Source organism: Mycolicibacterium chubuense, from assembly GCF_001044255.1.
Lineage (GTDB): Bacteria > Actinomycetota > Actinomycetes > Mycobacteriales > Mycobacteriaceae > Mycobacterium > Mycobacterium chubuense.
The window spans coordinates 233,064-255,643 of record NZ_JYNX01000031.1; the positions used below are offsets into that span (position 1 = coordinate 233,064).

Annotated in this window: 23 protein-coding genes, 1 tRNA gene and 2 pseudogenes; 17 read left to right on the top strand and 9 right to left on the bottom strand. The window is 68.3% G+C overall.

Annotation, left to right across the window (positions count from 1 at the left end):
- Positions 1-43 precede the first annotated feature (43 nt).
- Both MCHUDSM44219_RS09435 and MCHUDSM44219_RS09440 read left to right on the top strand, forming a co-directional pair.
- On the top strand, positions 44-1,795 hold the full coding sequence (locus MCHUDSM44219_RS09435) for a DUF2339 domain-containing protein (protein ID WP_048417956.1): 1,752 nt from the start codon (positions 44-46) through the stop codon (positions 1,793-1,795).
- 38 nt (positions 1,796-1,833) lie between these two features.
- Complete coding sequence (locus MCHUDSM44219_RS09440) at positions 1,834-2,331, top strand: Dps family protein (RefSeq protein ID WP_048417957.1); 498 nt, start codon at positions 1,834-1,836, stop codon at positions 2,329-2,331.
- Here the strand turns inward: MCHUDSM44219_RS09440 and MCHUDSM44219_RS09445 are convergent.
- A complete protein-coding gene (locus MCHUDSM44219_RS09445; RefSeq protein ID WP_236695407.1) occupies positions 2,306-3,580 on the bottom strand; it encodes an adenylate/guanylate cyclase domain-containing protein in 1,275 nt (424 codons plus the stop codon). The two genes, MCHUDSM44219_RS09440 and MCHUDSM44219_RS09445, sit on opposite strands and share 26 nt — an antisense overlap.
- A gap of 40 nt (positions 3,581-3,620) precedes the next feature.
- Here MCHUDSM44219_RS09445 and MCHUDSM44219_RS09450 point away from each other — a divergent pair, with 40 nt between their 5' ends.
- Positions 3,621-4,418 carry a nitrilase-related carbon-nitrogen hydrolase gene (locus MCHUDSM44219_RS09450; RefSeq protein WP_048417958.1) on the top strand — a complete coding sequence of 266 codons (798 nt, stop codon included), beginning with the start codon at positions 3,621-3,623 and terminating at the stop codon, positions 4,416-4,418.
- Here MCHUDSM44219_RS09450 and MCHUDSM44219_RS09455 read toward each other — a convergent pair.
- The gene (locus MCHUDSM44219_RS09455; protein ID WP_048417959.1) at positions 4,369-4,989 is read right to left on the bottom strand and encodes a DUF998 domain-containing protein; all 621 of its coding nucleotides are present in this window, start codon (positions 4,987-4,989) and stop codon (positions 4,369-4,371) included. The two genes, MCHUDSM44219_RS09450 and MCHUDSM44219_RS09455, sit on opposite strands and share 50 nt — an antisense overlap.
- Positions 4,990-5,489: 500 nt before the next feature.
- On the opposite strand from MCHUDSM44219_RS09455, the gene MCHUDSM44219_RS09460 reads away from it, so the two are divergent.
- Positions 5,490-6,617, top strand: a complete 1,128-nt coding sequence (locus MCHUDSM44219_RS09460; RefSeq protein WP_162232088.1) for a PE-PPE domain-containing protein — start codon at positions 5,490-5,492, stop codon at positions 6,615-6,617.
- A gap of 77 nt (positions 6,618-6,694) precedes the next feature.
- Here the strand turns inward: MCHUDSM44219_RS09460 and MCHUDSM44219_RS09465 are convergent.
- Positions 6,695-6,768: transfer RNA gene (locus MCHUDSM44219_RS09465), tRNA-Leu, on the bottom strand.
- A 95-nt stretch (positions 6,769-6,863) separates the two neighbouring features.
- On the opposite strand from MCHUDSM44219_RS09465, the gene MCHUDSM44219_RS09470 reads away from it, so the two are divergent.
- The 7 genes from MCHUDSM44219_RS09470 (at position 6,864) to MCHUDSM44219_RS29950 (ending at position 13,056) form a co-directional block, all read left to right on the top strand.
- Positions 6,864-7,493: a two-component system response regulator PdtaR gene (locus MCHUDSM44219_RS09470; protein ID WP_178044636.1), complete on the top strand. Its 630-nt coding sequence runs from the start codon at positions 6,864-6,866 to the stop codon at positions 7,491-7,493.
- A 201-nt stretch (positions 7,494-7,694) separates the two neighbouring features.
- Complete coding sequence (locus tag MCHUDSM44219_RS09475; RefSeq protein ID WP_048418016.1) at positions 7,695-8,906, top strand: branched-chain amino acid ABC transporter substrate-binding protein; 1,212 nt, start codon at positions 7,695-7,697, stop codon at positions 8,904-8,906.
- A gap of 72 nt (positions 8,907-8,978) precedes the next feature.
- The gene (locus MCHUDSM44219_RS09480) at positions 8,979-9,989 is read left to right on the top strand and encodes a branched-chain amino acid ABC transporter permease (protein WP_048417962.1); all 1,011 of its coding nucleotides are present in this window, start codon (positions 8,979-8,981) and stop codon (positions 9,987-9,989) included.
- Positions 9,986-11,155, top strand: coding sequence for a branched-chain amino acid ABC transporter permease (locus MCHUDSM44219_RS09485; RefSeq protein ID WP_048417963.1), 1,170 nt, complete (start codon positions 9,986-9,988; stop codon positions 11,153-11,155). The genes MCHUDSM44219_RS09480 and MCHUDSM44219_RS09485 overlap by 4 nt, the downstream gene beginning before the upstream one ends.
- Entirely contained in the window at positions 11,152-11,979 is an 828-nt protein-coding gene (locus MCHUDSM44219_RS09490; protein ID WP_048417964.1) for an ABC transporter ATP-binding protein, read from the top strand. The genes MCHUDSM44219_RS09485 and MCHUDSM44219_RS09490 overlap by 4 nt, the downstream gene beginning before the upstream one ends.
- On the top strand, positions 11,963-12,706 hold the full coding sequence (locus MCHUDSM44219_RS09495; protein ID WP_048417965.1) for an ABC transporter ATP-binding protein: 744 nt from the start codon (positions 11,963-11,965) through the stop codon (positions 12,704-12,706). The genes MCHUDSM44219_RS09490 and MCHUDSM44219_RS09495 overlap by 17 nt, the downstream gene beginning before the upstream one ends.
- A 176-nt stretch (positions 12,707-12,882) precedes the next feature.
- Positions 12,883-13,056: a hypothetical protein gene (locus MCHUDSM44219_RS29950; RefSeq protein ID WP_157868757.1), complete on the top strand. Its 174-nt coding sequence runs from the start codon at positions 12,883-12,885 to the stop codon at positions 13,054-13,056.
- Between the two features lie 133 nt (positions 13,057-13,189).
- Here the strand turns inward: MCHUDSM44219_RS29950 and MCHUDSM44219_RS09500 are convergent, their stop codons facing one another.
- On the bottom strand, positions 13,190-14,389 hold the full coding sequence (locus tag MCHUDSM44219_RS09500) for a lipid-transfer protein (RefSeq protein ID WP_048418017.1): 1,200 nt from the start codon (positions 14,387-14,389) through the stop codon (positions 13,190-13,192).
- A complete protein-coding gene (locus tag MCHUDSM44219_RS09505; RefSeq protein ID WP_048417966.1) occupies positions 14,386-14,820 on the bottom strand; it encodes a Zn-ribbon domain-containing OB-fold protein in 435 nt (144 codons plus the stop codon). Before MCHUDSM44219_RS09505 ends, MCHUDSM44219_RS09500 begins: the two co-directional genes overlap by 4 nt.
- Positions 14,821-14,962: 142 nt before the next feature.
- Between MCHUDSM44219_RS09505 and MCHUDSM44219_RS09510 the strand changes: the two genes are divergently transcribed.
- Positions 14,963-15,307, top strand: coding sequence for a hypothetical protein (locus tag MCHUDSM44219_RS09510; RefSeq protein ID WP_048417967.1), 345 nt, complete (start codon positions 14,963-14,965; stop codon positions 15,305-15,307).
- On the opposite strand, the gene MCHUDSM44219_RS09515 is transcribed toward MCHUDSM44219_RS09510, so the two are convergent.
- Positions 15,301-15,978 (bottom strand): alpha/beta fold hydrolase, encoded by a 678-nt coding sequence (locus tag MCHUDSM44219_RS09515; RefSeq protein WP_048418018.1) that lies wholly within the window; start codon positions 15,976-15,978, stop codon positions 15,301-15,303. The genes MCHUDSM44219_RS09510 and MCHUDSM44219_RS09515 overlap by 7 nt on opposite strands.
- Before the next feature lie 85 nt (positions 15,979-16,063).
- On the opposite strand from MCHUDSM44219_RS09515, the gene MCHUDSM44219_RS09520 reads away from it, so the two are divergent.
- Positions 16,064-16,942 (top strand): LysR family transcriptional regulator, encoded by an 879-nt coding sequence (locus MCHUDSM44219_RS09520; protein WP_048417968.1) that lies wholly within the window; start codon positions 16,064-16,066, stop codon positions 16,940-16,942.
- Here MCHUDSM44219_RS09520 and MCHUDSM44219_RS30260 read toward each other — a convergent pair.
- Together MCHUDSM44219_RS30260 and MCHUDSM44219_RS09530 are read right to left on the bottom strand one after the other, a co-directional pair.
- A complete protein-coding gene (locus tag MCHUDSM44219_RS30260) occupies positions 16,929-17,513 on the bottom strand; it encodes a TetR/AcrR family transcriptional regulator (protein WP_053081219.1) in 585 nt (194 codons plus the stop codon). The genes MCHUDSM44219_RS09520 and MCHUDSM44219_RS30260 overlap by 14 nt on opposite strands.
- A gap of 2 nt (positions 17,514-17,515) precedes the next feature.
- Entirely contained in the window at positions 17,516-18,316 is an 801-nt protein-coding gene (locus tag MCHUDSM44219_RS09530) for an alpha/beta hydrolase (RefSeq protein WP_048417969.1), read from the bottom strand.
- A gap of 123 nt (positions 18,317-18,439) precedes the next feature.
- Here MCHUDSM44219_RS09530 and MCHUDSM44219_RS30865 point away from each other — a divergent pair.
- From MCHUDSM44219_RS30865 to MCHUDSM44219_RS09540, 4 genes and pseudogenes are all read left to right on the top strand, one after another.
- On the top strand, positions 18,440-20,190 hold a 1,751-nt coding region (locus MCHUDSM44219_RS30865; RefSeq protein ID WP_236695408.1), incomplete at its 3' end, for a DNA polymerase.
- A 1-nt stretch (position 20,191) separates the two neighbouring features.
- A pseudogene (locus MCHUDSM44219_RS30870) lies at positions 20,192-21,148 on the top strand (DNA polymerase); the annotation flags it as partial.
- A partial coding sequence (locus MCHUDSM44219_RS30875) for an acyl-CoA thioesterase domain-containing protein (RefSeq protein ID WP_413783593.1) occupies positions 21,148-21,336 on the top strand: 189 nt, incomplete at its 3' end. The pseudogene MCHUDSM44219_RS30870 and the gene MCHUDSM44219_RS30875, both read left to right, overlap by 1 nt.
- A 1-nt stretch (position 21,337) precedes the next feature.
- Positions 21,338-21,937 (top strand): annotated as a pseudogene (locus MCHUDSM44219_RS09540) (acyl-CoA thioesterase); the annotation flags it as partial.
- Here MCHUDSM44219_RS09540 and MCHUDSM44219_RS09545 read toward each other — a convergent pair.
- A complete protein-coding gene (locus MCHUDSM44219_RS09545; RefSeq protein ID WP_048417970.1) occupies positions 21,934-22,575 on the bottom strand; it encodes a trimeric intracellular cation channel family protein in 642 nt (213 codons plus the stop codon). The pseudogene MCHUDSM44219_RS09540 and the gene MCHUDSM44219_RS09545 overlap by 4 nt on opposite strands.
- Positions 22,576-22,580 lie beyond the last annotated feature (5 nt).

A 22,580-nucleotide genomic window follows, 5' to 3' on the forward strand; every position in this document is an offset into this window, starting at 1 on the left:
TGTACTCATCCGCCGGGCGGGTGTGTGTTGTCACGCTGGGTTCATGACCGAACCGCACACCGCTGTCGTCGCCCGGCTCTCGGCGGATTTCGCCGCGCTGTCGCATCAGCTCGCCCGGGCCTCGGCCGATCTCGCCGAACTCGATCGTGTTCTCGGGCCGCGGCCGCCCTGGCCGTACCCGGTGCCCCCGCCCCCGCCGCAGTACGCGCCACCGCCGCCGCGGCCCGTGTCGCCGCCCCCGCCGCCGAAGGCCCCACGGGAGCGGTCCGATGGCTGGATCGGCAAGCTGCTGGCCGTCGCGGGCGTCGGGGTCACGCTCGTCGGGGTGGTCCTGCTGCTCGTGCTGGCCGCGCAGGCCGGGATCCTGCGGCCCGAATTCCGGGTGGCCGCCGGTGCGGTGCTCGCCGCGGCGCTGGTGGGCGCGGCCTGGTGGATGAGCGGCAGGCCCGGCGGGCGGGTGGGCTCGATCGCGCTCGCCGCCACCGGTGTCGCCGCCGCCTACATGGACGTCGTCGCCGTCACCGCGATCTACGACTGGGTGCCTGCGCCGCCGGCGCTGATCCTCGCCTCGCTCGTCGGTGGCGCCGGGCTGACGCTGGCGAGGCGCTGGGACTCCCAGCAGCTGGGCCTGCTGGTGCTGGTTCCGCTGGTGGTGCTCGCACCGATCGTGACCGACGGCATCACCCTGCTCCTCGTCGGTTTCATGCTGGCGCTGTCTGCGGCGTCGCTTCCCGTGCAGATCGGCAAGGACTGGGTGTGGTTGCACGCCGCCCGCGTCGCTGCAGCGACGCTGCCTCTCCTGGTTGCGTTGGTAGTGCGGTTCTTCGATGCGCGCAACGATCTCTGGCTCGTCGGCGGCTGCGGCATCGCGGCGCTGCTGGCGCTGGTCGGCGCGATCGTGGTGCTGCCCGGGACCGCGCACCGCGGCACGGTGGCGCTGCTGACCGCGGCGGGGGTCAGTCCGGTGCTGTGCGTGGGGCTTGCGGTCGACCGGGGGGTGGCGGCGCTGATGATCGCCGCGCTCGCCGGCGCGATGCTCGTCCTCGTGTTGGCCGGCGACCGCCTGCCCGGGGTACCCGGCGTCGCGCGGCAGGTGTTCTCCGCGACGTCGGCGGTGGCGGCCCTGATCGCCGTGACCGTCGCGTTCGACGGCCCGGTCGCCGGACCGCTGCTGCTGGCCATGGCCGCCGTCACGGCCGTCGCGGGCCGGCGCGACACCGTCGCACGCTGGGCAGCCCTCGGATTCGCGGTCGTGGGGGCGGGGGTCCATCTCTGTGAGGCGCCGCTGGACGCACTGTTCGTGCCGACCGGGGTCAGCGCCGCGGCCGGGGTGTCGACGCTGGTGTCCAGTGTCCTGCTGGCGCTGGCCGCCGTCGCGATCGCCTGGTCGGTGTCGGGCGCGGACCGGACCGTGTGGGCCGGCGCCGCGGCGGTGGTCGCCTACGCGGTCACCTCGTTCACCGTGACGGCGGGTGTGCTGATCGGCGGGACGAGTCGCGGGTTCTACGGCGGGCACATGACCGCGACCATCTGCTGGATCGCCATGGCCGCCGCGGTCTTCGGATATGCCGTCCGCCTGCCGCGCGCCGACCGCTCGGTGCCCATCGCGGGTGGCCTCGGTCTGGTTGCCGCGGCCGTGACGAAGTTGTTCCTGTTCGATCTCGGAACCCTCGACGGGATGTTCCGCGTCGCGGTGTTCATCGTCGTCGGCCTGATCCTGCTGGGGATGGGCTCGGGATACGCCCGGTTGCTGGATCGCCAGGACAGGCAGGTTGTGACAACGAATACCCGCTAAAATGGACTCATTCCAGACTAGGAGGCGTTGACACGATCATGGGTACAGCATCACCGTCACGAAAGACCGAAGCCGAGGTCGCCGGATTCCAGGCCTCGCCCGCGCTGCGCGAAGCGCTGCAGCGAGTCCTCGTCGATCTCATCGAGCTCCACCTGCAGGGCAAGCAGGCGCACTGGAACGTCGTCGGCACCAACTTCCGCGACCTCCACCTGCAGCTCGACGAGGTCGTCGACTTCGCCCGCGAGGGCAGCGACACCATCGCCGAACGCATGCGCGCGCTCGACGCCGTTCCCGACGGCCGGTCCGACACTGTCGCCGGCAGCACCTCGCTGCCCGAGTTCCCCGCCTTCGAGCACAGCACCGGCGAGGTCGTCGACCTGATCGCCGCCCGCATCTACGCGGCGGTGGCCACCCTCCGGGAGGTGCACGACACCGTCGACGCCGAGGACGCGAGCACCGCCGACATCCTGCACCAGCTGATCGACGGCCTGGAGAAGCTCGCCTGGCTGATCAAGTCGGAGAACCGGAAGGTGTGACGGCCTGGGCCCGGTGCCCCACCAGATACCAGGTGTGCATCGGGCCCTTGCCCTTGACCTCCACGTAGCCGCGCTCTTCGAGCACGAAGCTGTCCCGCAGCCGCTCGTACACGTCGTCGGGAACCTGGATCCTGCCCTCGACGTCGGTCGTCTCCATCCGGGAGGCGACGTTGACCGCGTCGCCCCACACGTCGTAGAAGAACTTCTTGGCGCCGACCACACCGGCCACCACGGGCCCGCACGCCATGCCGATGCGCAGGGGGACCGCTCGGCCCTGCGGGTCGGTGAGCCCGGTGACCGTGTCGGCCATGTCGAGGGCGAGCGCCGCTAGCGCTTCGAGGTGGTCGGAGCGGGGCGTGGGCACACCGCTGACCACCATGTAGGAGTCCCCGCTCGTCTTCACCTTCTCTAGGCCGTGCCTGTCCACCAACGCATCGAGATCGGTGTACAGGCGGTCCAGGAAACGCACCAGTTCGGCAGGTGAGGTGTCGCTGGCGCGCTTGGTGTACCCGGCGATGTCGGCGAACAGGATCGACGCGTCGTCGTACTTGTCGGCGATCACCGAGCGTGCCGGATCCTTGAGCCGGTCGGCGATCGTCTCGGGAAGGATGTTGGCCAGCAGCCGCTCGGAGCGTTCGTACTCGGCTTCCATGGCCTGTTCGGCCCGTTCGGTCTCGCGCAGGGTGTACCAGAGCGTCGCGAGGATCATCACCACCGACGACACCACCGAGCTGATGAACCCCACCGTCAGCATCCAGGCTGGTCCGATGCCCCGATCGTTGGGCACCGTCAGCTCCAGCGCGATGATCAGCACGACGCCGATGGCCGCGATCACCGCGGCCAGTGCGATGCGCTCGATCCCGAGCACCAGGACTACCAGGGATGCCGACACCAGGAAGTAGAACTGCAGTCCGGATCCGGTGCCCATCGTGTAACAGAAGAAGCCCACCGACAGGTAGGCGAAGACGACGAACGTCACCGGCGCGACGATCTCGCCGAGCGGGCACAGCCGCGGGATGCTGAGGAACGCCAGCCCGCACAGGATGTTGATGACGCCCAGCCACCACAGCGAGCCGCCGATCGTCAACTGGAAGGTGCCGAAGGTGACTGAGACGGCGGCGGCGATCCACCCGGCGATGGTCAGCACCCGAATACGCCGGGAGACGGCTTCGGCGCGGTGGCGGTTCAGGGAGGTCGCGCGGCCCTGCAGTGCCACCTCGGGCACGCAGACGGGCCGAACGTTCAGCACGGCCGGAGCTTATCGCTCCCGCGACGGATAACCTGCTGGAATGACGCGTATCGCGTGCTGTCAGATCGATCCCGTGATCGTCGACCTCGACGGGAACTCCGATCGCATCGCCGCCGCGGTGGCCGATGCGTCCGCGGCGGGTGCCGACGTCATCGTGCTGCCCGAGTTGGTGACGTCGGGGTACATGCTCGCCGACGACGCCGAGGCCCGCGCCGCGGCGCTGGCGCCCGGCGATCCTCGGTTCGCGAAATGGGCTGCAGCGGCAGGGAATTCATGGGTGGTGCTCGGCTTCTGCGAACTGGGTGACGACGGGTTGCTGTACAACAGTGCGGCGGTGCTCGACGGGGGATCGGTGACGGCGGTCTATCGGAAGACCCATCTGTGGGATCGCGAGAAGCTGATCTTCACCCCGGGCCGGGAGCTTCCCCCGGTGCTACAGACGCGGCACGGCGCCATCGCTGTGATGCTCTGCTACGACCTCGAATTCGGGGAACTGACCCGGCGCGCGGTGGTCGACGGAGCCGATCTGATCGTCGCGCCGGTGAACTGGCCGCTGTTCCCGCGGCCCGAGGGCGAGCACCCCGGCGAGGTCATCACCGCGATGTCGACGGCGCGTACCAATCACGTCGCGGTCGCGGCATGCGACCGTGCCGGTGTGGAACGCGGTCAGCGGTGGACGGAGGGGACTGCGATCGTGAGCGCCGACGGCTGGGTGGTGGCCGAGGCCGGACCGGGGGAGCGCACGGTGATGGCCGATCTCGACCTGTCGCTGAGTCGGGACAAGATGCTCACCGAGTACGTCCACCTGCTCGAGGATCGTCGGCTCGATCTGTACTGAGGGGACGAGACGTCAGGACCGCCACGGCGGCCACCAGCTGCCACGCGATGATCGGGTAGATCGCGCCTCGTTCGCAGACACCGGTCGGCAGGCGCGCGGCGACCAGCAGTGCGCCCGACAGCAGCCCGATGGTGCCCAGCCCGTAGCCGGCCCGGCGGAGGGCGCGCAAGTGGTGCGGTAGGCCGGCCCACGCGGCGATGAGCACGGCGAGATTGCCGCCGACGATGGCGGCCGCCGCGCCACCGACGTGCAATCCCTGTGCGTTGCCGGTGCCCCCGCTGGGGAACAGCCCGACGACGACGGACCCGGCCCCATAGACGCATGCCGCCACCACGAACGCCAGAGCGCCCCGGCGCGGCGGACCCGTCCGGACCATCAGTGCGCCGGCGACCACGAACGCCATTCCCTGCACGCGGAACGCTGCGTTCATCCACCAGGACAGGGGGGACTCGGGGCGACCGAGGTCGCTGATGTAGTCGACGAGGTAGCTGTACCCCGGGACCCGTGCCGCCGCGACCGCCTCCGTGGCCAGGTAACCGACACCGGCGCCGATCCACAGAGTGGCCGCCATCCGACGGACCGTCGTCGTCGTCGGAACGTGCACTGGTCCAGCGTGCCAGGCGATTGCTGACGGCCCCGGTTCATGCCGTCGCGCTCGACCGCAGCGTTGAATCCAATTTGCTTGCTGAAACAACTAGTCGTCGTTGGGTTCGGCATCGTGACACCGTCCCGCACCGCGGACCGTCTCCCTCAGGGCCGCGGCGTGACAACTCTCTCTGAGAATTTGCTGAAACCGTTTCGGCAAACATTTTTCGCTGATAGCCTGCTCTGAAGAAGTTGGAAAACAACTTCCTAGTTCTGATCCGGGGGAGGGATCTGATGGGAAATCAATACTGTTCGCAGCGCGCCCGCAGGCAGTCTTTGGGGCTTGCCGGAGCCACGATGGTCGGAGCGTTGATCTTTGCTCCCGTCGCACATTCTGCAGATTCGGGCGCCTCGACCTGCCCGGGGGGGCCGTCGAGCACCAACGGGGTCACTGCGCTACTGGTCGGCGGACAGGGGTCGTACGCCGTGCTGACGCCGGAGCAGATGTGCACGGCGTTCGGGGGCTACTTCGCGCCGTACGACGACCGGATCAGCGTCCCGTTTCCGGGGGATGCGGAGTTCAACGACTCCATCCCCGAGGGTGCCACCAACCTCTACAACGCGGTTCTGGCCCAACCCGAAGGCGCGGTGCTGACGATCGGCGGGGGCAGCAAAGGTGCCCCGTCGGTGATCGAGGCGCTCCGGCAGTTGGAAGCGGCTCGTGAGAACACCACCGATGGCATCGACGTGCCCGACGCCGATCACATGAACGTGATGATCTACGGCGCGCCGAGCCGCATCTACTACTCCGGCGTGAAGTACCGCCCCAACCTTCCGGTCACGCCATACGACGTGTACATGGTGTCGGCGGAGTACGACGGCGTGGCGGACATGCCCGACAACCTGTTCAACATCCTCGCCGTGCTCAACGCGGCGCAGGGCGCGGACATGCTGCATGTGGACGCGGCGTTCAACACCGATTTCGCGAATGATCCCATGCACTACAAGGTGGAGACCAACGCCGACGGCGGGACGGTCACGACGATCCTCATCCCCTATACGGATCCCATTGTGCCGCTGCTGCATCCGATGCTCGAAGCCGGTGCGGACCCCGTGCAGCTGGCCAAGTTGAGCGCGATCCTCAAGCCGATCATCGACCGCGGATACACGCGCAACAACGCCTTCGAGAAGAAGAAGTGGATCAACGGGGTGGTGAACATTCCGCTCCCGGCGGCCGCGACGCAGACTCCGGGCGGCACGACCGTGGTCACCACCGCTGCCACCGTCGCGAAGGATCAGAGCGAGGTGACCACCGCGACCCCGCCGGCGCAGTCGACGGAGTACGTCGGCAAGCACCGGGCGGCCGAGCCGACCGGCGACGACACTTCGGCCAAGGACACCAAGAAGGTCGGGCGTGACTTCGTCAAGCAACTGAAGGACGACATCAAGAAGCTCACGACGAAGAAGGACAAGTCGGAGTCGTCCTCGTCATCCAAGGCCGACGACAAGACCGAGGCGAAGTCCGAGGAGAAGAAGGAAACCACGGCCCACGAGACGTCGTCCTCGACGTCGTCGTCCAGTGCCGGCAGCAGCGACACCGGATCGGAGAGCTGACCGCCCCTACGGCTCTCCCAGGACGCCCCGCCTTCGTCACGAGGGCGGGGCTTCTTGCTGGACAGGCGCGTGGTGAGTGCCCTCGGTGAGATTCGAACTCACACTGGACGGGTTTTGAATCCGTTTCCTCTGCCAGTTGGGATACGAGGGCTTCCCGGGGCAGTGCGTACACCGCCGTGCGGCCTCCCACCATAGAGGATGGCCCCGCGGTCGCTCATCCCGGCTTCGCCCGACACAATGTTGGTCATGACTGCGTCCCCGACAGATGCCGCCCCGCCGCGCCGAGTGCTCGTCGCCGAGGACGAGGCGCTCATCCGGCTCGACCTGGCCGAGATGCTGCGCGAAGAGGGCTACGAGATCGTCGGCGAGGCCGGCGACGGGCAGGAGGCCGTGGATCTCGCCGAGTCGCTGCGCCCGGATCTGGTGATCATGGACGTCAAGATGCCCCGCCGCGACGGCATCGACGCCGCGGCCGAGATCGCCAGCAAGCGCATCGCGCCCATCGTCATCCTCACCGCGTTCAGCCAGCGCGACCTCGTCGAGCGCGCCCGCGACGCCGGCGCGATGGCCTACCTGGTCAAGCCGTTCAACATCACCGATCTGATTCCGGCGATCGAGGTGGCGGTCAGCCGGTTCAGCGAGATCTCCGAGCTGGAGAAGGAAGTGGCCAACCTGTCGGACCGGTTGGAGACCCGCAAGCTCGTCGAGCGCGCGAAGGGTTTGCTGCAAACCAAGCAGAACATGACCGAGCCCGAGGCCTTCAAGTGGATCCAGCGGGCCGCGATGGACCGCCGCACCACCATGAAGCGGGTCGCCGAGGTGGTCCTCGAGACCCTCGATCCCCCCGCGGACGAGGCGCCCCCGGCAGTGCAGTGACGGCCTGTCCAGGCATAGTCCGTTAAGTCTGCGTTTCCGAAATCGACATTTGACGGATCCCGACACCCGATCGGCGCCACGCGTTCCTCAACATCACGCACCACGGCGGCGCGTTGGTTATGGTCGTCGCGAAGCACCGCCGCCTCCGCCGTCCGGGGTAGGCACGACGGTGTCGATCAACACATGAACCGGAGGTGGGACGTGCGCGGTCGCATGGCACGCAATGCATTTGCTCTCGGTAGCGCGGGACTGATTGTGCTGGCTCTTGCCGGCTGCAATCAGAGCGCGCCCGAGGAGGAGGCGTCGCAAGCGAATCTGAAGATCGTCGAGAAGGTCCAGATCGACGAGAACGGCGCCGAGGTCAAGGCTGCCGAAGGCGCCTCACCGGCCGATCCGGCAGGTGACGGCAAGGCCACCTGCCCGCCCGTGTCGATCGCCATGGCCGGCGCGCTCAACGGCCCCGACGCGGCCCTGGGCATCAACATCAAGAACGGTGTGCAGCTGGCCATCGACAAGCACAACGCGGCCAACCCCGGCTGCCAGGTGCAGCTCAAGCCGTTCGACACCGAGGGCGACCCGCAGAAGGCCACCGCCATCGCCCCGCAGATCGTCGACGACCAGTACACGATCGGCCTTGTCGGCCCGGCGTTCTCCGGTGAGACCAAGGCCACCGGCGGCGTGTTCGACCAGGCCGGCCTGGTCGCGACCACCGCGTCGGCGACGAACGTGACGCTGTCGGAGAACGGGTGGAAGACCTTCTTCCGTGGCCTGGCCAACGACGGCGTCCAGGGACCCGCGGTGGCGAATTACCTGAAGAACACGCTCTCCAACAAGAAGGTGTGCGTCGTCGACGACAGCACGGACTACGGTCTCGGCCTGGCCCAGGCGGTGCGAGACACCCTCGGGCCGGTCGCGGATTCGGCGTGCAACATCTCGGTCAAGAAGGGCGACAAGGACTTCTCGGCGGCCGTGACCCAGGTCAAGGGAGCGGCGCCGGACTCGGTGTTCTACAGCGGTTATTACGCCGAGGCGGCACCGTTCGTCCAGCAGCTCAAGGACGGCGGCTTCGAGGGCACGTTCGTCAGCGCCGACGGCACCAAGGACCCCGAGTTCGTCAAGCAGGCGGGTGAGTCCTCGAAGGGTGCGCTGCTGTCCTGCCCGTGCGGGCCGGCGACGGGCGCCTTCGCCGACGAGTACACCAAGAAGTTCAACCAGGCCCCCGGCACCTACAGCACCGAGGGCTACGACCTGGGCACCATCCTGCTCAAGGGCATCGACTCCGGGGCCATCACCCGGCCCGCGCTGCTCGACTTCGTGCGCAACTACGACGGTCAGGGCGTGGCGCGTAAGTACCAGTGGACCCCCACCGGTGAGCTCACCACCACGCTGATCTGGATGTACGAAGTTCAATAACCGCTGACGCGAAACGCGTCCGGGCTCGACGGCTCGGACGCGTTTTGCACTCGTCGAGGAGCCGCCACACCGATGATCCTGGCCGCCAACATCAACTTCAACGTCGGAGCGCTGTTCGACAGCTTCTGGCAGTTGACGATCGACGGGTTGTCCTGGGGCGCGATCTACGCCCTGGTGGCGGTCGGGTACACGCTGGTGTTCGGCGTGCTGCGGCTGATCAACTTCGCGCACTCGGAGATCTTCATGCTGGGCATGTTCGGCGCCTACTTCGCGCTGGACATGATCCTGGGGTTCACCCCGAGCGGCAACGCCTACAACAAGGGTGTCGTGCTGACGATCGTCTACCTCGGGGTGGCGATGTTGTTCGCGATGCTGATCTCGGGCGGGGCAGCGGTCGGATTGGAGTTCGTCGCCTACCGGCCGCTGCGCAGACGGAACGCCCGGTCGTTGACGTTCCTGATCACGGCGATCGGCATGTCGTTCGTCCTGCAGCAGTTCGTGCTGTTCATCCTGCCCAAGCTCATTCCGGGCTACGGCGGGCCGAACGCTCAGCAGCCGATCGTGCTGGTGCAGCCCAAGACCCAGTTCACGTTCTTCGGGGTGGCGATCTCCAACGTCACGATCGTCATCATCGTCGCCGCGCTGGTGCTGGCGGTGCTCACCGATCTGGCGATCAACCGCACCAAGTTCGGCCGCGGAATCCGTGCGGTGGCGCAGGATCCGACGACCGCGACGTTGATGGGGGTGTCGCGGGAGCGCATCATCATGACGACGTTCCTCATCGGTGGCGTGCTGGCCGGCGCCGCCGCGCTGCTCTACACGCTCAAGGTGCCGCAGGGCATCATCTACTCCGGTGGATTCCTGCTCGGCATCAAGGCGTTCTCGGCGGCCGTGCTCGGCGGCATCGGCAACCTGCGCGGCGCTCTGCTGGGTGGTCTGATCCTGGGCATCATGGAGAACTACGGGCAGGCCGTGTTCGGTACCCAGTGGCGTGACGTCGTCGCGTTCGTCCTTCTGGTGCTGGTGCTGCTGGTGCGCCCGACGGGCATACTCGGCGAGAGCCTCGGGAAGGCGCGGGCATGACGGCAACGTGGGCGCGGGTGACCGACTGGTGGGACGGGCTGTCCCGAGCGCAGAAGTGGGTGTTCGGCATCATCCTGTTCGCCGGGGTGGCGCTGTCGCCGTTGTTCACCCCGCCGTTCATCGACACCCCGGGCATCAGCTTCGGCGGCACGATGGCACAGTTCGCCATGGTCGCGATCATCGCGATCGGCCTGAATGTCGTTGTCGGACAGGCGGGCCTGCTCGATCTCGGTTATGTGGGGTTCTACGCGGTCGGTGCCTACACGGTGGCACTGCTCACCAGCCCGGAGAGTCCGTGGAACCAGGTCGGCCCAGAGGGCTTCTTCAGCACGCCGTGGGCCTGGCTGTCGTGCGTTCCGCTGGCGATGGCGTTCACGGCGTTGACCGGTCTGATCCTCGGCTTCCCGACGCTGCGGCTGCGCGGTGACTACCTCGCGATCGTGACGTTGGGTTTCGGCGAGATCATCCGGCTGATGGCCGACAACCTCGCCGACATCACCAACGGTCCGCGCGGCCTCAACGAGGTGGCCTTCCCACACTTCCTCGAGAGCGAGAAGAACCCGCAAGGCGTGTTCTCGGTGTCGAATTCGTCGGGCGACGCGAACTACGGCACGTGGTGGTTCTGGCTCGGCCTGATCCTGATCGTCGTCATCCTGCTGCTCGTGGGCAATCTCGAACGCAGCCGGGTCGGCCGGGCCTGGATCGCGGTGCGCGAGGACGAGGACGCCGCAGAGGTCATGGGCGTCAACACGTTCCGGTTCAAGCTGTGGGCGTTCACCATCGGCGCCGCGATCGGCGGTCTGTCCGGTGCGCTGTACGCCGGCCAGGTGCAGTACGTCGCCCCGCCGACGTTCAACATCATCAACTCGATGCTGTTCCTGTGCGCGGTCGTGCTCGGCGGGCAGGGCAACAAGCTGGGCGTCATCCTCGGCGCGTTCATCATCGTGTACCTGCCCAATCGCCTTCTGGGCGTGCACTTCCTGGGTATCGACATGGGCAACCTGAAGTACCTGTTCTTCGGGCTGGCGCTGGTGGTGCTGATGATCTTCCGGCCGCAGGGTCTGTTCCCCGCCCGCCAGCAGCTGCTCGCGTACGGCAAGGCCGCACGGAATCTGTTGCGTGCCGGGCCGAAGGACACGCCGACGGTGAAGGAGCCGGCGCAATGAGCATCGAAGATCTCGCCGGCGTGCACCGCGAGATCGCGGCCGATGAGGGGGAGGTGCTGTTGCAGACCACGGATCTGACCGTGAAGTTCGGCGGCCTCACCGCGCTCGATTCGGTGACCTTCGACATCCGTCGCGGTGAGATCCTCGGGCTGATCGGCCCCAACGGCGCCGGCAAGACCACCTGCTTCAACGCGATCACCGGGGTGTACCGGCCGAGTGCGGGTTCGGTGGTGTTCGACGGCGAGCCCATCGGCCGGATCAAGCGGCACCAGATCACCCGGCGCGGCATCGCCCGCACATTCCAGAACATCCGGCTCTTCGGGGAGATGACCGCGCTGGAGAACGTCATGGTCGGAACCGACGCGCGGCACCACACCTCGGTGCCCGGCGCGCTGTTCCGCTCACCGCGGCACCGCCGCGAGGAACGCTCGGCCATCGAGAGATCGGCTGCATTGCTCCACTTCGTGGGCATCGCGCACCGCGGGGAGGAGAAGGCCAAGAACCTGTCCTACGGCGATCAGCGCCGCCTCGAGATCGCCCGCGCCCTGGCCACCGAACCCAAGCTGCTGTGCCTGGACGAGCCGGCGGCCGGCTTCAACCCGAGCGAGAAGTCCGCGCTGATCGACCTGATCCGCAAGATCCGCGACGACGGCTACACCGTGCTGCTGATCGAACACGACATGCGGTTGGTGATGGGGGTGACCGACCGGATCGTGGTGCTGGAGTTCGGTCGCAAGATCGCCGACGGCCTGCCCGCCGAGATCCGCGAGGACCCCAAGGTCATCGCCGCGTACCTGGGGGTTCCCGATGACGACATCAGCTGATCCTCGGCCCGTGCTGCTGGAGGCACGCGACCTGGTGGTGCACTACGGCCGGATCAAGGCCCTGCACTCGGTGTCGCTGACCGTGCACGAGGGGGAACTGGTCACGCTGCTCGGCTCCAACGGCGCGGGCAAGACCACGATGATGCGGGCCATCTCGGGTCTGCTGCCGCTGACCTCGGGTTCGGTGTGGTTCGACGGCCGCGACATCAGCCGAGTCAAAGCGCACCGCCGGGTCGCCGACGGGCTGATCCAGGCACCCGAGGGCCGTGGCGTCTTCCCGGGCATGACGATCGTCGAGAACCTCGAAATGGGCTGCTACGGGCGCAAATTCGCGTCGAAGGCCGAACACGACGAGCGGCTCGACTGGATCCTCGAGACCTTCCCGCGGCTTGCAGAGCGCCGAACCCAGGTGGGCGGCACGCTGTCGGGCGGGGAGCAGCAGATGCTGGCGATCGGCCGCGCCCTGATGGCGCGGCCCAAGGTGTTGCTCCTCGATGAGCCCTCGATGGGGCTTGCGCCGATGGTCATCTCGCAGATCTTCAAGATCATCGCTGAGATCAACGCGACCGGGACCACGGTGCTGCTGGTCGAGCAGAACGCCCAGCAGGCGCTGAGCCGGTCCGACCGCGCGTACATACTCGAGACCGGTGAAGTCACCCACACCGGCAACGCGCGTGACCTGCTGGCCGACGACAGCATCCGCGCGGCATACCTCGGCGTCGCTTAGCCCTTACCCCTTCTCTCGCCGAGCGTGCGTGCCTGCGGGCGCCACGCCGGGCGGATCCGCGAGTTCACGCACGCTCGTCGCCAGCGAGCGCCGTGACAGTGAACCCGTTGGGCCTCTCCGTCGTCATCACTGTGTAGGGGTGTCGATGCTGAGGCGCCCGGAAACGGAGTGGACTCATGATGTTCAAGCTCATCGCCGCGAGTGGCCTCGCCGGCATGGCCGTTGTCGGCGCGGTCGCCCTGACCGTCGCGCCGGGTCAGACGCCGTCCGGGCCCTATCTGACCAACCAGTCGACGGTGATCACCACGACGTCCAGCCCGCCGACCTATACCGGCCGCCCGGGCTACTGATTGGCGTTGCCGTCGACTGCCCGCTCGTCGTCACGAGCGTGCGGAATGTCCCGAATTTGTGCGGCGTGTTGGCCGCGGACACGCACGCTCGCGGGAGAAGGGTGCCCCCAGCGGAGAAGGGTGCCCCCCGCCCCTAGCGGGCGACGACGACCGAGGAGCCGTGGCCGAACAGGCCCTGGTTGGCGGTGACGCCGACCGTGGCGCCGTCCACCTGACGGCCGGTGGCACGCCCGCGCAGCTGCCAGCTCAACTCGCAGACCTGCGCGATGGCTTGCGCCGGAATGGCTTCGCCGAAGCTGGCGAGGCCGCCGGAGGCGTTGACCGGGATGCGGCCGCCGATGGTGGTCGCGCCGCTGCGCAGCAGATGCTCGGCCTCACCCTTGGCGCACAGACCGAGATGCTCGTACCAGTCGAGTTCCAGCGCGGTGGACAGGTCGTAGACCTCGGCCAGACTCAGGTCCTCCGGCCCGATGCCGGCCTCGGCGTAGGCGGCGTCGAGGATCTGATCTTTGAACACCCGCTCGGGGCCCGGCACCACGGCGGTGGAATCCGTTGCGATGTCCGGCAATTCGGGCAGATGCTGCGGGTACTGCGGCGACTGCAGGCTCACCGCGCGCACCGACGGCACACCCTCGACCGAGCCGAGGTGCTTCTCGGCGAAGGCCTTGCTCGCCACGATCAGCGCGGCAGCGCCGTCCGAGGTCGCGCAGATGTCGAGCAGCCGCAACGGATCCGACACCACCGGGCTGGCCAGCACGTCGTCGACGGTGGCTTCCTTGCGGTAGCGGGCGTTCGGGTTGTTCAGACCGTGCCGCGCGTTCTTGACCTTCACCGCGGCGAAGTCCTCGAGAGTGGCGCCGTAGAGGTCCATGCGGCGCCGCGCCAACAGGGCGAAGTACACGGTGTTGGTCGCGCCGATGAGATGGAAGCGCTGCCAGTCGGGATCGTTCTTGCGCTCCCCGCCGACGGGCGCGAAGAAGCCCTTGGGGGTGGTGTCGGCTCCTATCACGAGGGCGACGTCGCAGAAGCCGGCCAGGATCTGCGCCCGGGCGCTCTGCAGTGCCTGAGATCCGCTGGCGCATGCCGCGTAGCTCGACGTGACGGGAATGCCGTTCCATCCCAGCTTCTGGGCGAAGGTCGCGCCGGCGACGAAGCCGGGGTAGCCGTTGCGGATCGTGTCCGCCCCGGCGACGAGCTGGATCTGGCGCCAGTCCAGACCGGCCTCGGCCAGCGCGGCGCGGGCGGCGACGACGCCGTACTCGGTGAAGTCGCGCCCCCACTTGCCCCACGGGTGCATGCCGGCACCGAGGATGTAGACGGGTTCCGGGTTCATGCGATCCTCCACGCGTGCACGATGCGTTCGACTCCGTCGTCGTCGACGTAGAGCGGCATCGTGGTCAGTTCCATCTCCATGCCGACCTTCAGGTCGGCGGCCAGCGTGCCCTCGACGACCTTGCCGAGCACGATCAACCCTTCTTCGGCCAACTCGACCGCCGCGACCGCGAAGGGCTCGAACGGATCCGGCGACGGGTACGGCGGCGGTGGCGCGTAGCGGTTCTCCGTGTAGCTCCACAGCGTGCCCCGCCGAGACAGCGGCACCTGCGCGAGGTCGTCGCCGTCGCAGCCGGGGTTGGGGCAGTTGTTGGTGCGCGGCGGGAACACATAGGTCCCGCACTGGTGACACTTGGCGCCGATCAGATAGGGCTGACCCGACCCGTCGGTGGCGAACCAGCCGTCGACCGCAGGTTGTGTGGATGCTGACACGCGGTCAGCGTACCCAGTCGGCCCCGAAAACTGAAACGTGTTCCAGTTTGGAAGTTGGGATCGGTAGCGATCGGCTCCGGATGCACTGATGCCGGAGTAGCGTCCCCGCCACAGCCGGGGGCCGGAGCGATCGGAGACACCCATGGGACTGTTCAAGAAGGCCAAAGAGGCGGCTCAGCAGGGCATGGTGCATGTGCACGGCGCCGGGCCGGTCGATCCTGCCGTATTCGGCGGACCGTCGACGCGTTCTGTCGCTGCCGACGACCCGATCTGGGAGCCGATCAACGGGGTGTCGCTGCAGGACTACGCCAGCCTCGCCCGCGACGCGCAGGCCCGCGGAGTCACCGATGAGGCCGGCATGATCGCCCTCGCATCGGAGCGGGGCTGGAACCCCGCCGACACCAAAGCCGCTCTCGACGGCTGGGTGCAGCGGATGGGCGAGTCGATGGCGGTGGGTCAACAGTTCCGGAAACTCCTCGGCTACTGAGGACTGGCCTCGAGCAGGATGCGCAGGAGGTCCTCGGGCTTGTCCCGCATCAGGTTGTGCTTGCCGTCCAGTTCGTGGACCACCCAGGACGGGTCGTGGCGCACCCGCTCGTAGGAGGGGCGTAGCGGCGAGTCGCCCGGCCAGTCCAGCGCGTAGACGAAGACGCGGCGGCGGAACCGGCTCAGTTCGCCGCGCAGGCGCAGTGGTTGCAGCACCGTCGCGAGGGGATGCGACGTGGCCCGGTCGTCGAAGAACGGCATCGGCGGGACACCGAATCCGGTGTCGTCGACCGCGACGTACCACTGCCGCTCCTCGTCGTTGACCAGGTCCCAGCATGCATCGCCATCGCGGGGTACCACGGCGTCGAGAAACACCAGCGAGTCGACCCGATCGGGGATTCGGTCAGCGACTCCGGTGATCACCATGCCGCCGTAGCTGTGCCCGACGAGGATCAGGTGGTCGTCTGCGGCGGAGTCGTTGTCGATGGCGGCGAGGACGTCGGCGATGTGGGTGTCGAGGTTGACTCCGCCGGGTAGCAGGTGCGCGCGTTCGGCGACGCCGGTGAGGGTGATCGCCAGCACGTGGTGGCCGGCGTCCCGCAGGGACGTTGACAGCTCGTCGAAACACCAAGCACCGTGGCACATTCCGGGCACGAGGACGTAGGTGGACATCGGGTCTCCTTCCTCCTTCCAGGGTGCGCCGGCTGCCATCGATAAGTCCAATACATGTTGATGCACATGGCTATAAGCTGACGTTATGGAGCTACGTCAGCTCGAGTATTTCGTCGCCGTCGTGGAGGAAGGCAGTTTCACCCGGGCCGCCCAGCGCGAGCGCGTCGCCCAGCCTGCGGTGAGTGCGCAGATCCAGCGCCTCGAGCGGCAGGTGGGCCAGCCCCTGCTGACGCGGTCGAGCCGCGAGGTCCGCCTCACGCAGGCCGGTGCTGCGATGCTGCCGCACGCGCGGGCCGCACTCGCCGCCGTCCGCGACGCCCGGCAGGCGGTCGACGAGGTGGCGAACCTGGTGCGGGGCACGGTGGCGATCGGCACGGTGACATTGCATCCGGTCGACGTCGCGCACCTGATGGCCGATTTCCACAGCGCCCATCCCGGCGTCGAGATCAGCCTTCGCACCGACAACTCCGACGTCCTGCTGGCCGAACTCGCCGACGGGAGACTCGACGCGGCCATCGTGTCCATCGCTGTCGACCAGGCGCCGGCGGATCTGGACTGTGCGGTGATCACCGACGAGAGCATCGAGCCCGCCGTCGCGTTGACCCATCCGCTGCGGGCGCGCAAGACGTTGTCGCTCAGTCAGTTGTGCGAGTACCCGCTGATCTCGCTCCCGGTGGGGACGGGGCTGCGATCGCGGCTCGACGCGGCCTGCGCAGCAGCAGGGCTGCGGCCGCGTATCGCGTTCGAGGCCTCCAGCCCCGACGAACTCGCGCAGCTGGCGCGCCACGGGCTCGGTGTGGCGATACTGCCGCGATCGATGGCGCGCGGTACCGCCGGACTGCACCCGATGCGACTCACCCCGCACCTGCGCGGCCGGCTGGTGTGGGCGTGGCGCCGGGAGACGACCAGCCCGGCGGCGCACGCGTTCTGCGCGCTCGCGCGGCGGGCGATCAGCTCCGCGTAGCCTGCAGTCCGCGGATGAGGGCGTCGATCGTCTGATCGAAAGTCGCTGCGGCATCAGGTGTCTGGAGAACGCCGGCGAGTTCGAGGGTGACCGCGCCGTGCTGGCCGTTCCACATGGCCTGTGCTGCGTGGACCGGGTCGAGCCCGCGGCGCAGGGCCAGGCCCCTGACCATCTGGACCAGGGTCTCGAACACCTCGCGCCCGCGTGTCGTCACGGGGGAGGCAGGGTCGGCTGCCGGGGATCCGACGTCGAAGATCAACGTGTACCGGGCAGGGTGTGACAGGGCGTATCGGCGGTATCCGCGGCTGGCCCGGCGCAACCTGTCGGCGGGTCCACCGTCCGGTCCGACGTCGATGGCCGCGGCGAGCTCGTCGAACGCCCGGATCGCGAGCGCGGCGAGCAGCCCGTCCTTGTTCGAGAACCTGTTGTAGACGCCCATCGGCGCGACGCCCGCTTCCCGGGCGACCGCCCGCACCGTGACGGCCGCGACGCCGTCCCGATCGAGCACGGTCTCGGCCGCGTCGAGCAACGCGGCCGAGACCTGTTCACTGGCGGTCCGGTGTCGGGGCACCGTCAGGCCACCTCGACCACGCCTCGGCGCGCCAGCCAGGCCAGCGTCTCGTCGGCGACGTCCCGCCAGCCGTGATCGATGGTCAGGGAGTGCCCGCGGCCGTCGAACTCGTGGAAGTCCGTCACGGCCTCGGAATCCCGGTAGAGCCGGTGCGCGGCTTTGGTCGATACCAGCGGCACGGTGTGGTCGGCGGTGCCTCCGGTGATGAGCAGCGGTCCTCGGGCGGAGTTGGCGGTGTCGACGCGAGCCGGCGAATGCGGAGCGAAGTTGGCCGTCGCCGCCTCGAACAGCGGCTTGCCGGGCGAGGGGATCGACCACTGCTCCCACAGCGCGTCGGATTCGGCGGAGCTCAGCGCATTACCGAAGCCGTAGCGCCACTGCGACGGCGTCAGCGCCTTGGCGCGGCCCCGGTTGAGCGGGTTGCCCAGCACCGGCAGGGCCGACCGGAGTTGGGTGAGCGGCAGCGGCTTCACCCCTTTGATGGGTGCGGGGTCGATGGCCACGGCGGCCGCGGCCTTGTTCTCGCCGAGCAGCTTCTGGGCGATCAGCCCGCCGAAGGAATGCCCGATCACCACGGGCGGCGTGTCGAACTGCTCGAGAACCCGTGCGTAGTGGGCGGTGAGCTCGTCGATGCCGAATCCGGCCTGGGCGGAGGCCTGATCGCGGGTCTCCTCGACGGTGGGCAGTTCGCCCGGCCAGGCCGGGGCGATCGCGCGATGGCCGTGTTCGGCGAAGTAGGTGATCCAGGGCTCCCAGGAGGTATGGGCGACCCAGAGTCCGTGGATGAAGACGATGTTCGTCATGGCGGTGCGCTCCTGATCCTTATAGAACAGTGTTACATAAGATCGACATGGGCTGTAACCGCCCGCCCCCTGCGTTCATTCCCGATGGATCCGGTGTCGGCCCCGGTGCCTAGAGTGAAGGCCGTGAGCCCAGCCAAGACCGCATCGGCGACCGACGAGAAGCCCACCTTGATGCTGCTGGACGGCAACTCCCTGGCGTTCCGCGCGTTCTACGCGCTGCCGGCCGAGAACTTCAAGACCCAGGGCGGGCTGACCACCAACGCGGTCTACGGATTCACCGCCATGCTCATCAACCTGTTGCGTGACGAGCAGCCCAGCCACATCGCCGCGGCCTTCGACGTCTCGCGGCAGACCTTCCGGAAAGAGAAGTACCCGGAGTACAAGGAGGGCCGGTCGGCCACCCCCGACGAGTTCCGCGGCCAGATCGACATCACCAAGGAGGTGCTGGGGGCGCTGGGCATCACGGTGCTCGCCGAGGCGGGCTTCGAGGCCGACGACATCATCGCCACCCTGGCCACGCAGGCCGAGAACGAGGGCTATCGGGTGCTGGTGGTCACCGGAGACCGGGACTCGCTGCAACTGGTCAGCGACGACGTCACCGTGCTGTACCCGCGCAAGGGGGTCAGCGAACTGACCCGGTTCACCCCGGAGGCCGTGGTCGAGAAGTACGGGCTAACACCGTCGCAGTACCCCGACTTCGCGGCGCTGCGCGGCGACCCCAGCGACAACCTGCCGGGCATCCCGGGGGTGGGGGAGAAGACGGCCACCAAGTGGATCGCCGAGTACGGGTCGCTGCAGGCGCTGGTCGACAACGTCGACAAGGTCAAGGGCAAGGTCGGCGATGCGCTGCGCGCCCACCTGTCCAGCGTGGTGCTCAACCGGGAGCTCACCGACCTGGTCAAGGAGGTGCCGCTGGCCCAGACGCCGGACACGCTGCGGATGCAGCCGTGGAACCGGGACCAGATCCACCGGTTGTTCGACGACCTGGAGTTCCGGGTGTTGCGCGACCGGCTGTTCGACACCCTGGCCTCGGCCGATCCCGAGGTCGAGGAGGGCTTCGAGGTCCGCGGTGAGGCGTTGCAGCCCGGGACGCTGGCGGGCTGGCTCGAGGAGCACAGCGACGGGCGCCGCTCCGGGCTGGCCGTGGTCGGCAATCACCTCGCCTTCGACAGCGACACCACCGCGATCGCCATCGTCGCGCCCGACGGCGAGGGCCGTTACCTCGACACCACCACGCTGGACCCGGCCGACGAGGCCGCGCTGGTGTCGTGGCTGGCCGATCCCACCCAGCCCAAGGCGCTGCACGAGGCCAAGCTCGCGATGCATGACCTGGAAGGTCGCGGCTGGCCGGTGGCCGGCATCACCTCCGACACCGCGTTGGCCGCCTACCTGGTCCGGCCCGGTCAGCGCAGTTTCACCCTCGACGACCTGTCCCTGCGCTACCTCAAGCGGGAGTTGCGCGCGGACAACCCTGAGCAACAACAGCTTTCGCTGCTGGATGACTCCGACGGCGTGGACGACCAGGCCGTGCAGACGCTGCTGCTGCGTGCCAGCGCGGTGATGGACCTCGCCGACGCGCTCGACGAGGAGCTCGCCCGTATCGACTCCTCGGCGCTGCTGGGCAGCATGGAGCTGCCCGTCCAGCGGGTGCTGGCGGACCTGGAAACCGCCGGCATCGCCGTCGATCTGGACACCCTCACGGAACTGCAGAGCGAGTTCGCCGGTCAGATCCGTGACGCGGCCGAGGCGGCGTACGCGGTGATCGGCAAGCAGATCAATCTCGGCTCACCGAAGCAGCTGCAGGTGGTGCTCTTCGATGAGCTGGAGATGCCGAAGACCAAACGCACCAAGACCGGCTACACCACGGATGCCGANGCACCTGGCTTACGGCGCCACGCCCCGGCGGTCATCTCGATGCAGCACCTGCTCGCCCACCGGGACGCCACTCGTCTGAAGGTCACCGTCGACGGGCTGCTCAACTCGATCGCCTCCGACGGCCGGATTCACACCACGTTCAACCAGACGATCGCGGCCACCGGGCGGCTGTCCTCGACCGAGCCGAACCTGCAGAACATCCCCATCCGCACCGAAGCCGGGCGGCGGATCCGGGACGCATTCGTCGTCGGCGCCGGCTACGCGGAGCTGATGACCGCCGACTACAGCCAGATCGAGATGCGCATCATGGCGCACCTGTCGCAGGACGCAGGCCTGATCGAGGCGTTCAACACCGGCGAGGACCTGCACTCCTTCGTCGCGTCCCGGGCGTTCGACGTCCCGATCGACGAGGTGACGCCGGATCTGCGGCGGCGAGTGAAGGCCATGTCCTACGGGCTGGCCTATGGGCTGAGTGCCTACGGGCTCGCGGCGCAGTTGAAGATCTCCACCGAAGAGGCCAAGGTCCAGATGGACCAGTACTTCGCGCGTTTCGGCGGGATCCGTGACTACCTGCGCGACGTCGTCGACCAGGCTCGCAAGGACGGCTACACCTCGACGGTGTTCGGACGCAGGCGCTACCTCCCCGAACTCGACAGCAGCAATCGCAACGTGCGCGAGGCCGCCGAGCGCGCCGCGCTGAACGCACCGATCCAGGGCAGCGCGGCCGACCTCATCAAGGTCGCGATGATCAATGTTGACGCCGCGATCAAAGAGGCGGGGTTGTCGTCGCGCATGCTGTTGCAGGTGCACGACGAGTTGCTCTTCGAGGTCGTCGACGGGGAGCGGGAGGCGCTGGAGGTGCTGGTGCGTGAGCACATGGGCAACGCCTACCCGCTGAACGTGCCGCTCGAGGTGTCGGTGGGCTACGGCCGCAGCTGGGATGCGGCGGCGCACTGATGACGGGTCACTCCTTCGACGACGCGGTCGCGCTGCAGCACACCGCGCCCGGCCGGATGCGCGCGAAGACCAGCCCCGACTGGGCGAACATGGTCGGGCCGTTCGGCGGCCTGACCGCGGCGCTCATGCTGCGCGCGGTGGAGGAGCAACCGGACCGGATCGGCGAGCCATTGTCGTTGACCGTCAACNTGCAGCACCCCCGACATCACCAGCTGCCACGACGCGACCAACCGCACCAACCAGCACTGGCTGGTCGAGCTGTCCCAGGACGGCGTCGTGACGACCGCGGCGACAACGGTTTTCGGCATCCGCAGGGACACGTGGTCGGAGACCGAGGCCTCGCCGTGGCAGGTTCCCTCGCCCGAGGAGATCGCTCCGACGGGTCTGCACCCGACGATCGCGTGGGCGCGTAACTTCGAGTTGCGCTTCGTCGAGGGTGCGGTCCCCGGCGCCGATGCCGAACCGTCGCCGTCGTCGGTGTCCACGCTGTGGGTGCGCGACGTGCACGGACGCGGTCTCGACTTCGCCTCTCTCACCGCGGTCAGCGACGTCTTCTACCCACGGGTGTACCTGCGCCGCGGCGCGGTGTCCCCGGCGGGAACGATCTCGCTGACCACGTACTTCCACGCCGACAGCGGCGACCTCGCCGCGATCGGCGGGGACTTCGTGCTCGCCCGCGCGCACGCGAGTCGCTTCTCGCGCGGCTACTTCGATCAGTCAGCGCAGCTGTGGAGCCGGGCCGGCGAGTTGCTCGTGTCCACCCATCAGATGGTCTATTTCAAGACCTAGGGGCCGGGGTGGGGCGGGTGCGCGCGCATGATCAGTTCGCGGGGACCCGTCGGCAGTCGCCAATGGAACGTGATCGCCGCGAGCCGCAGCAGCGTCGCGACCAGCGATCCGACCGCCACCCCGACCCACTGCGGACCGTAGTAGTCGATGACGACGTAGATCACCGAGCCGAGCATGGCGGGCACGGCATACATGTCGTCGGGTCCCATCACCACGGGCACGTCGCGGGCCACGACGTCGCGGATGATCGTGCCGGCCAGTGCCGAGACCATGCCCAGCAGCGCAGCGGCGAACCAGCTGGCGCCGTGGTCGACGGCCAGCGCGGCGCCCGACGTGGCGAAGAAACCCATCCCGACGGCGTCGAGCATCGTCACCGGCTGGTGCAGTCGGATCACCGTCCTGGCGAACAGCGTCGCGAGGGCGGCGGCGGCCAGGCACACCGTGATGTCCTGCCAACGCTGCAGGGACTGCGGGGGATCGATGGCGAGCAGGACGTCGCGCAGGACGCCGCCGCCCACCCCGGTGACCACCGCCATCGCCGCGATGCCGAACAGGTCGAACCCCTTGCGGACACCGAGCACCGCCCCTGAGGCCGCGGCGGCGCCGATCCCGAGGTAGTTGAGGATGTGCTGGATCACGAGCC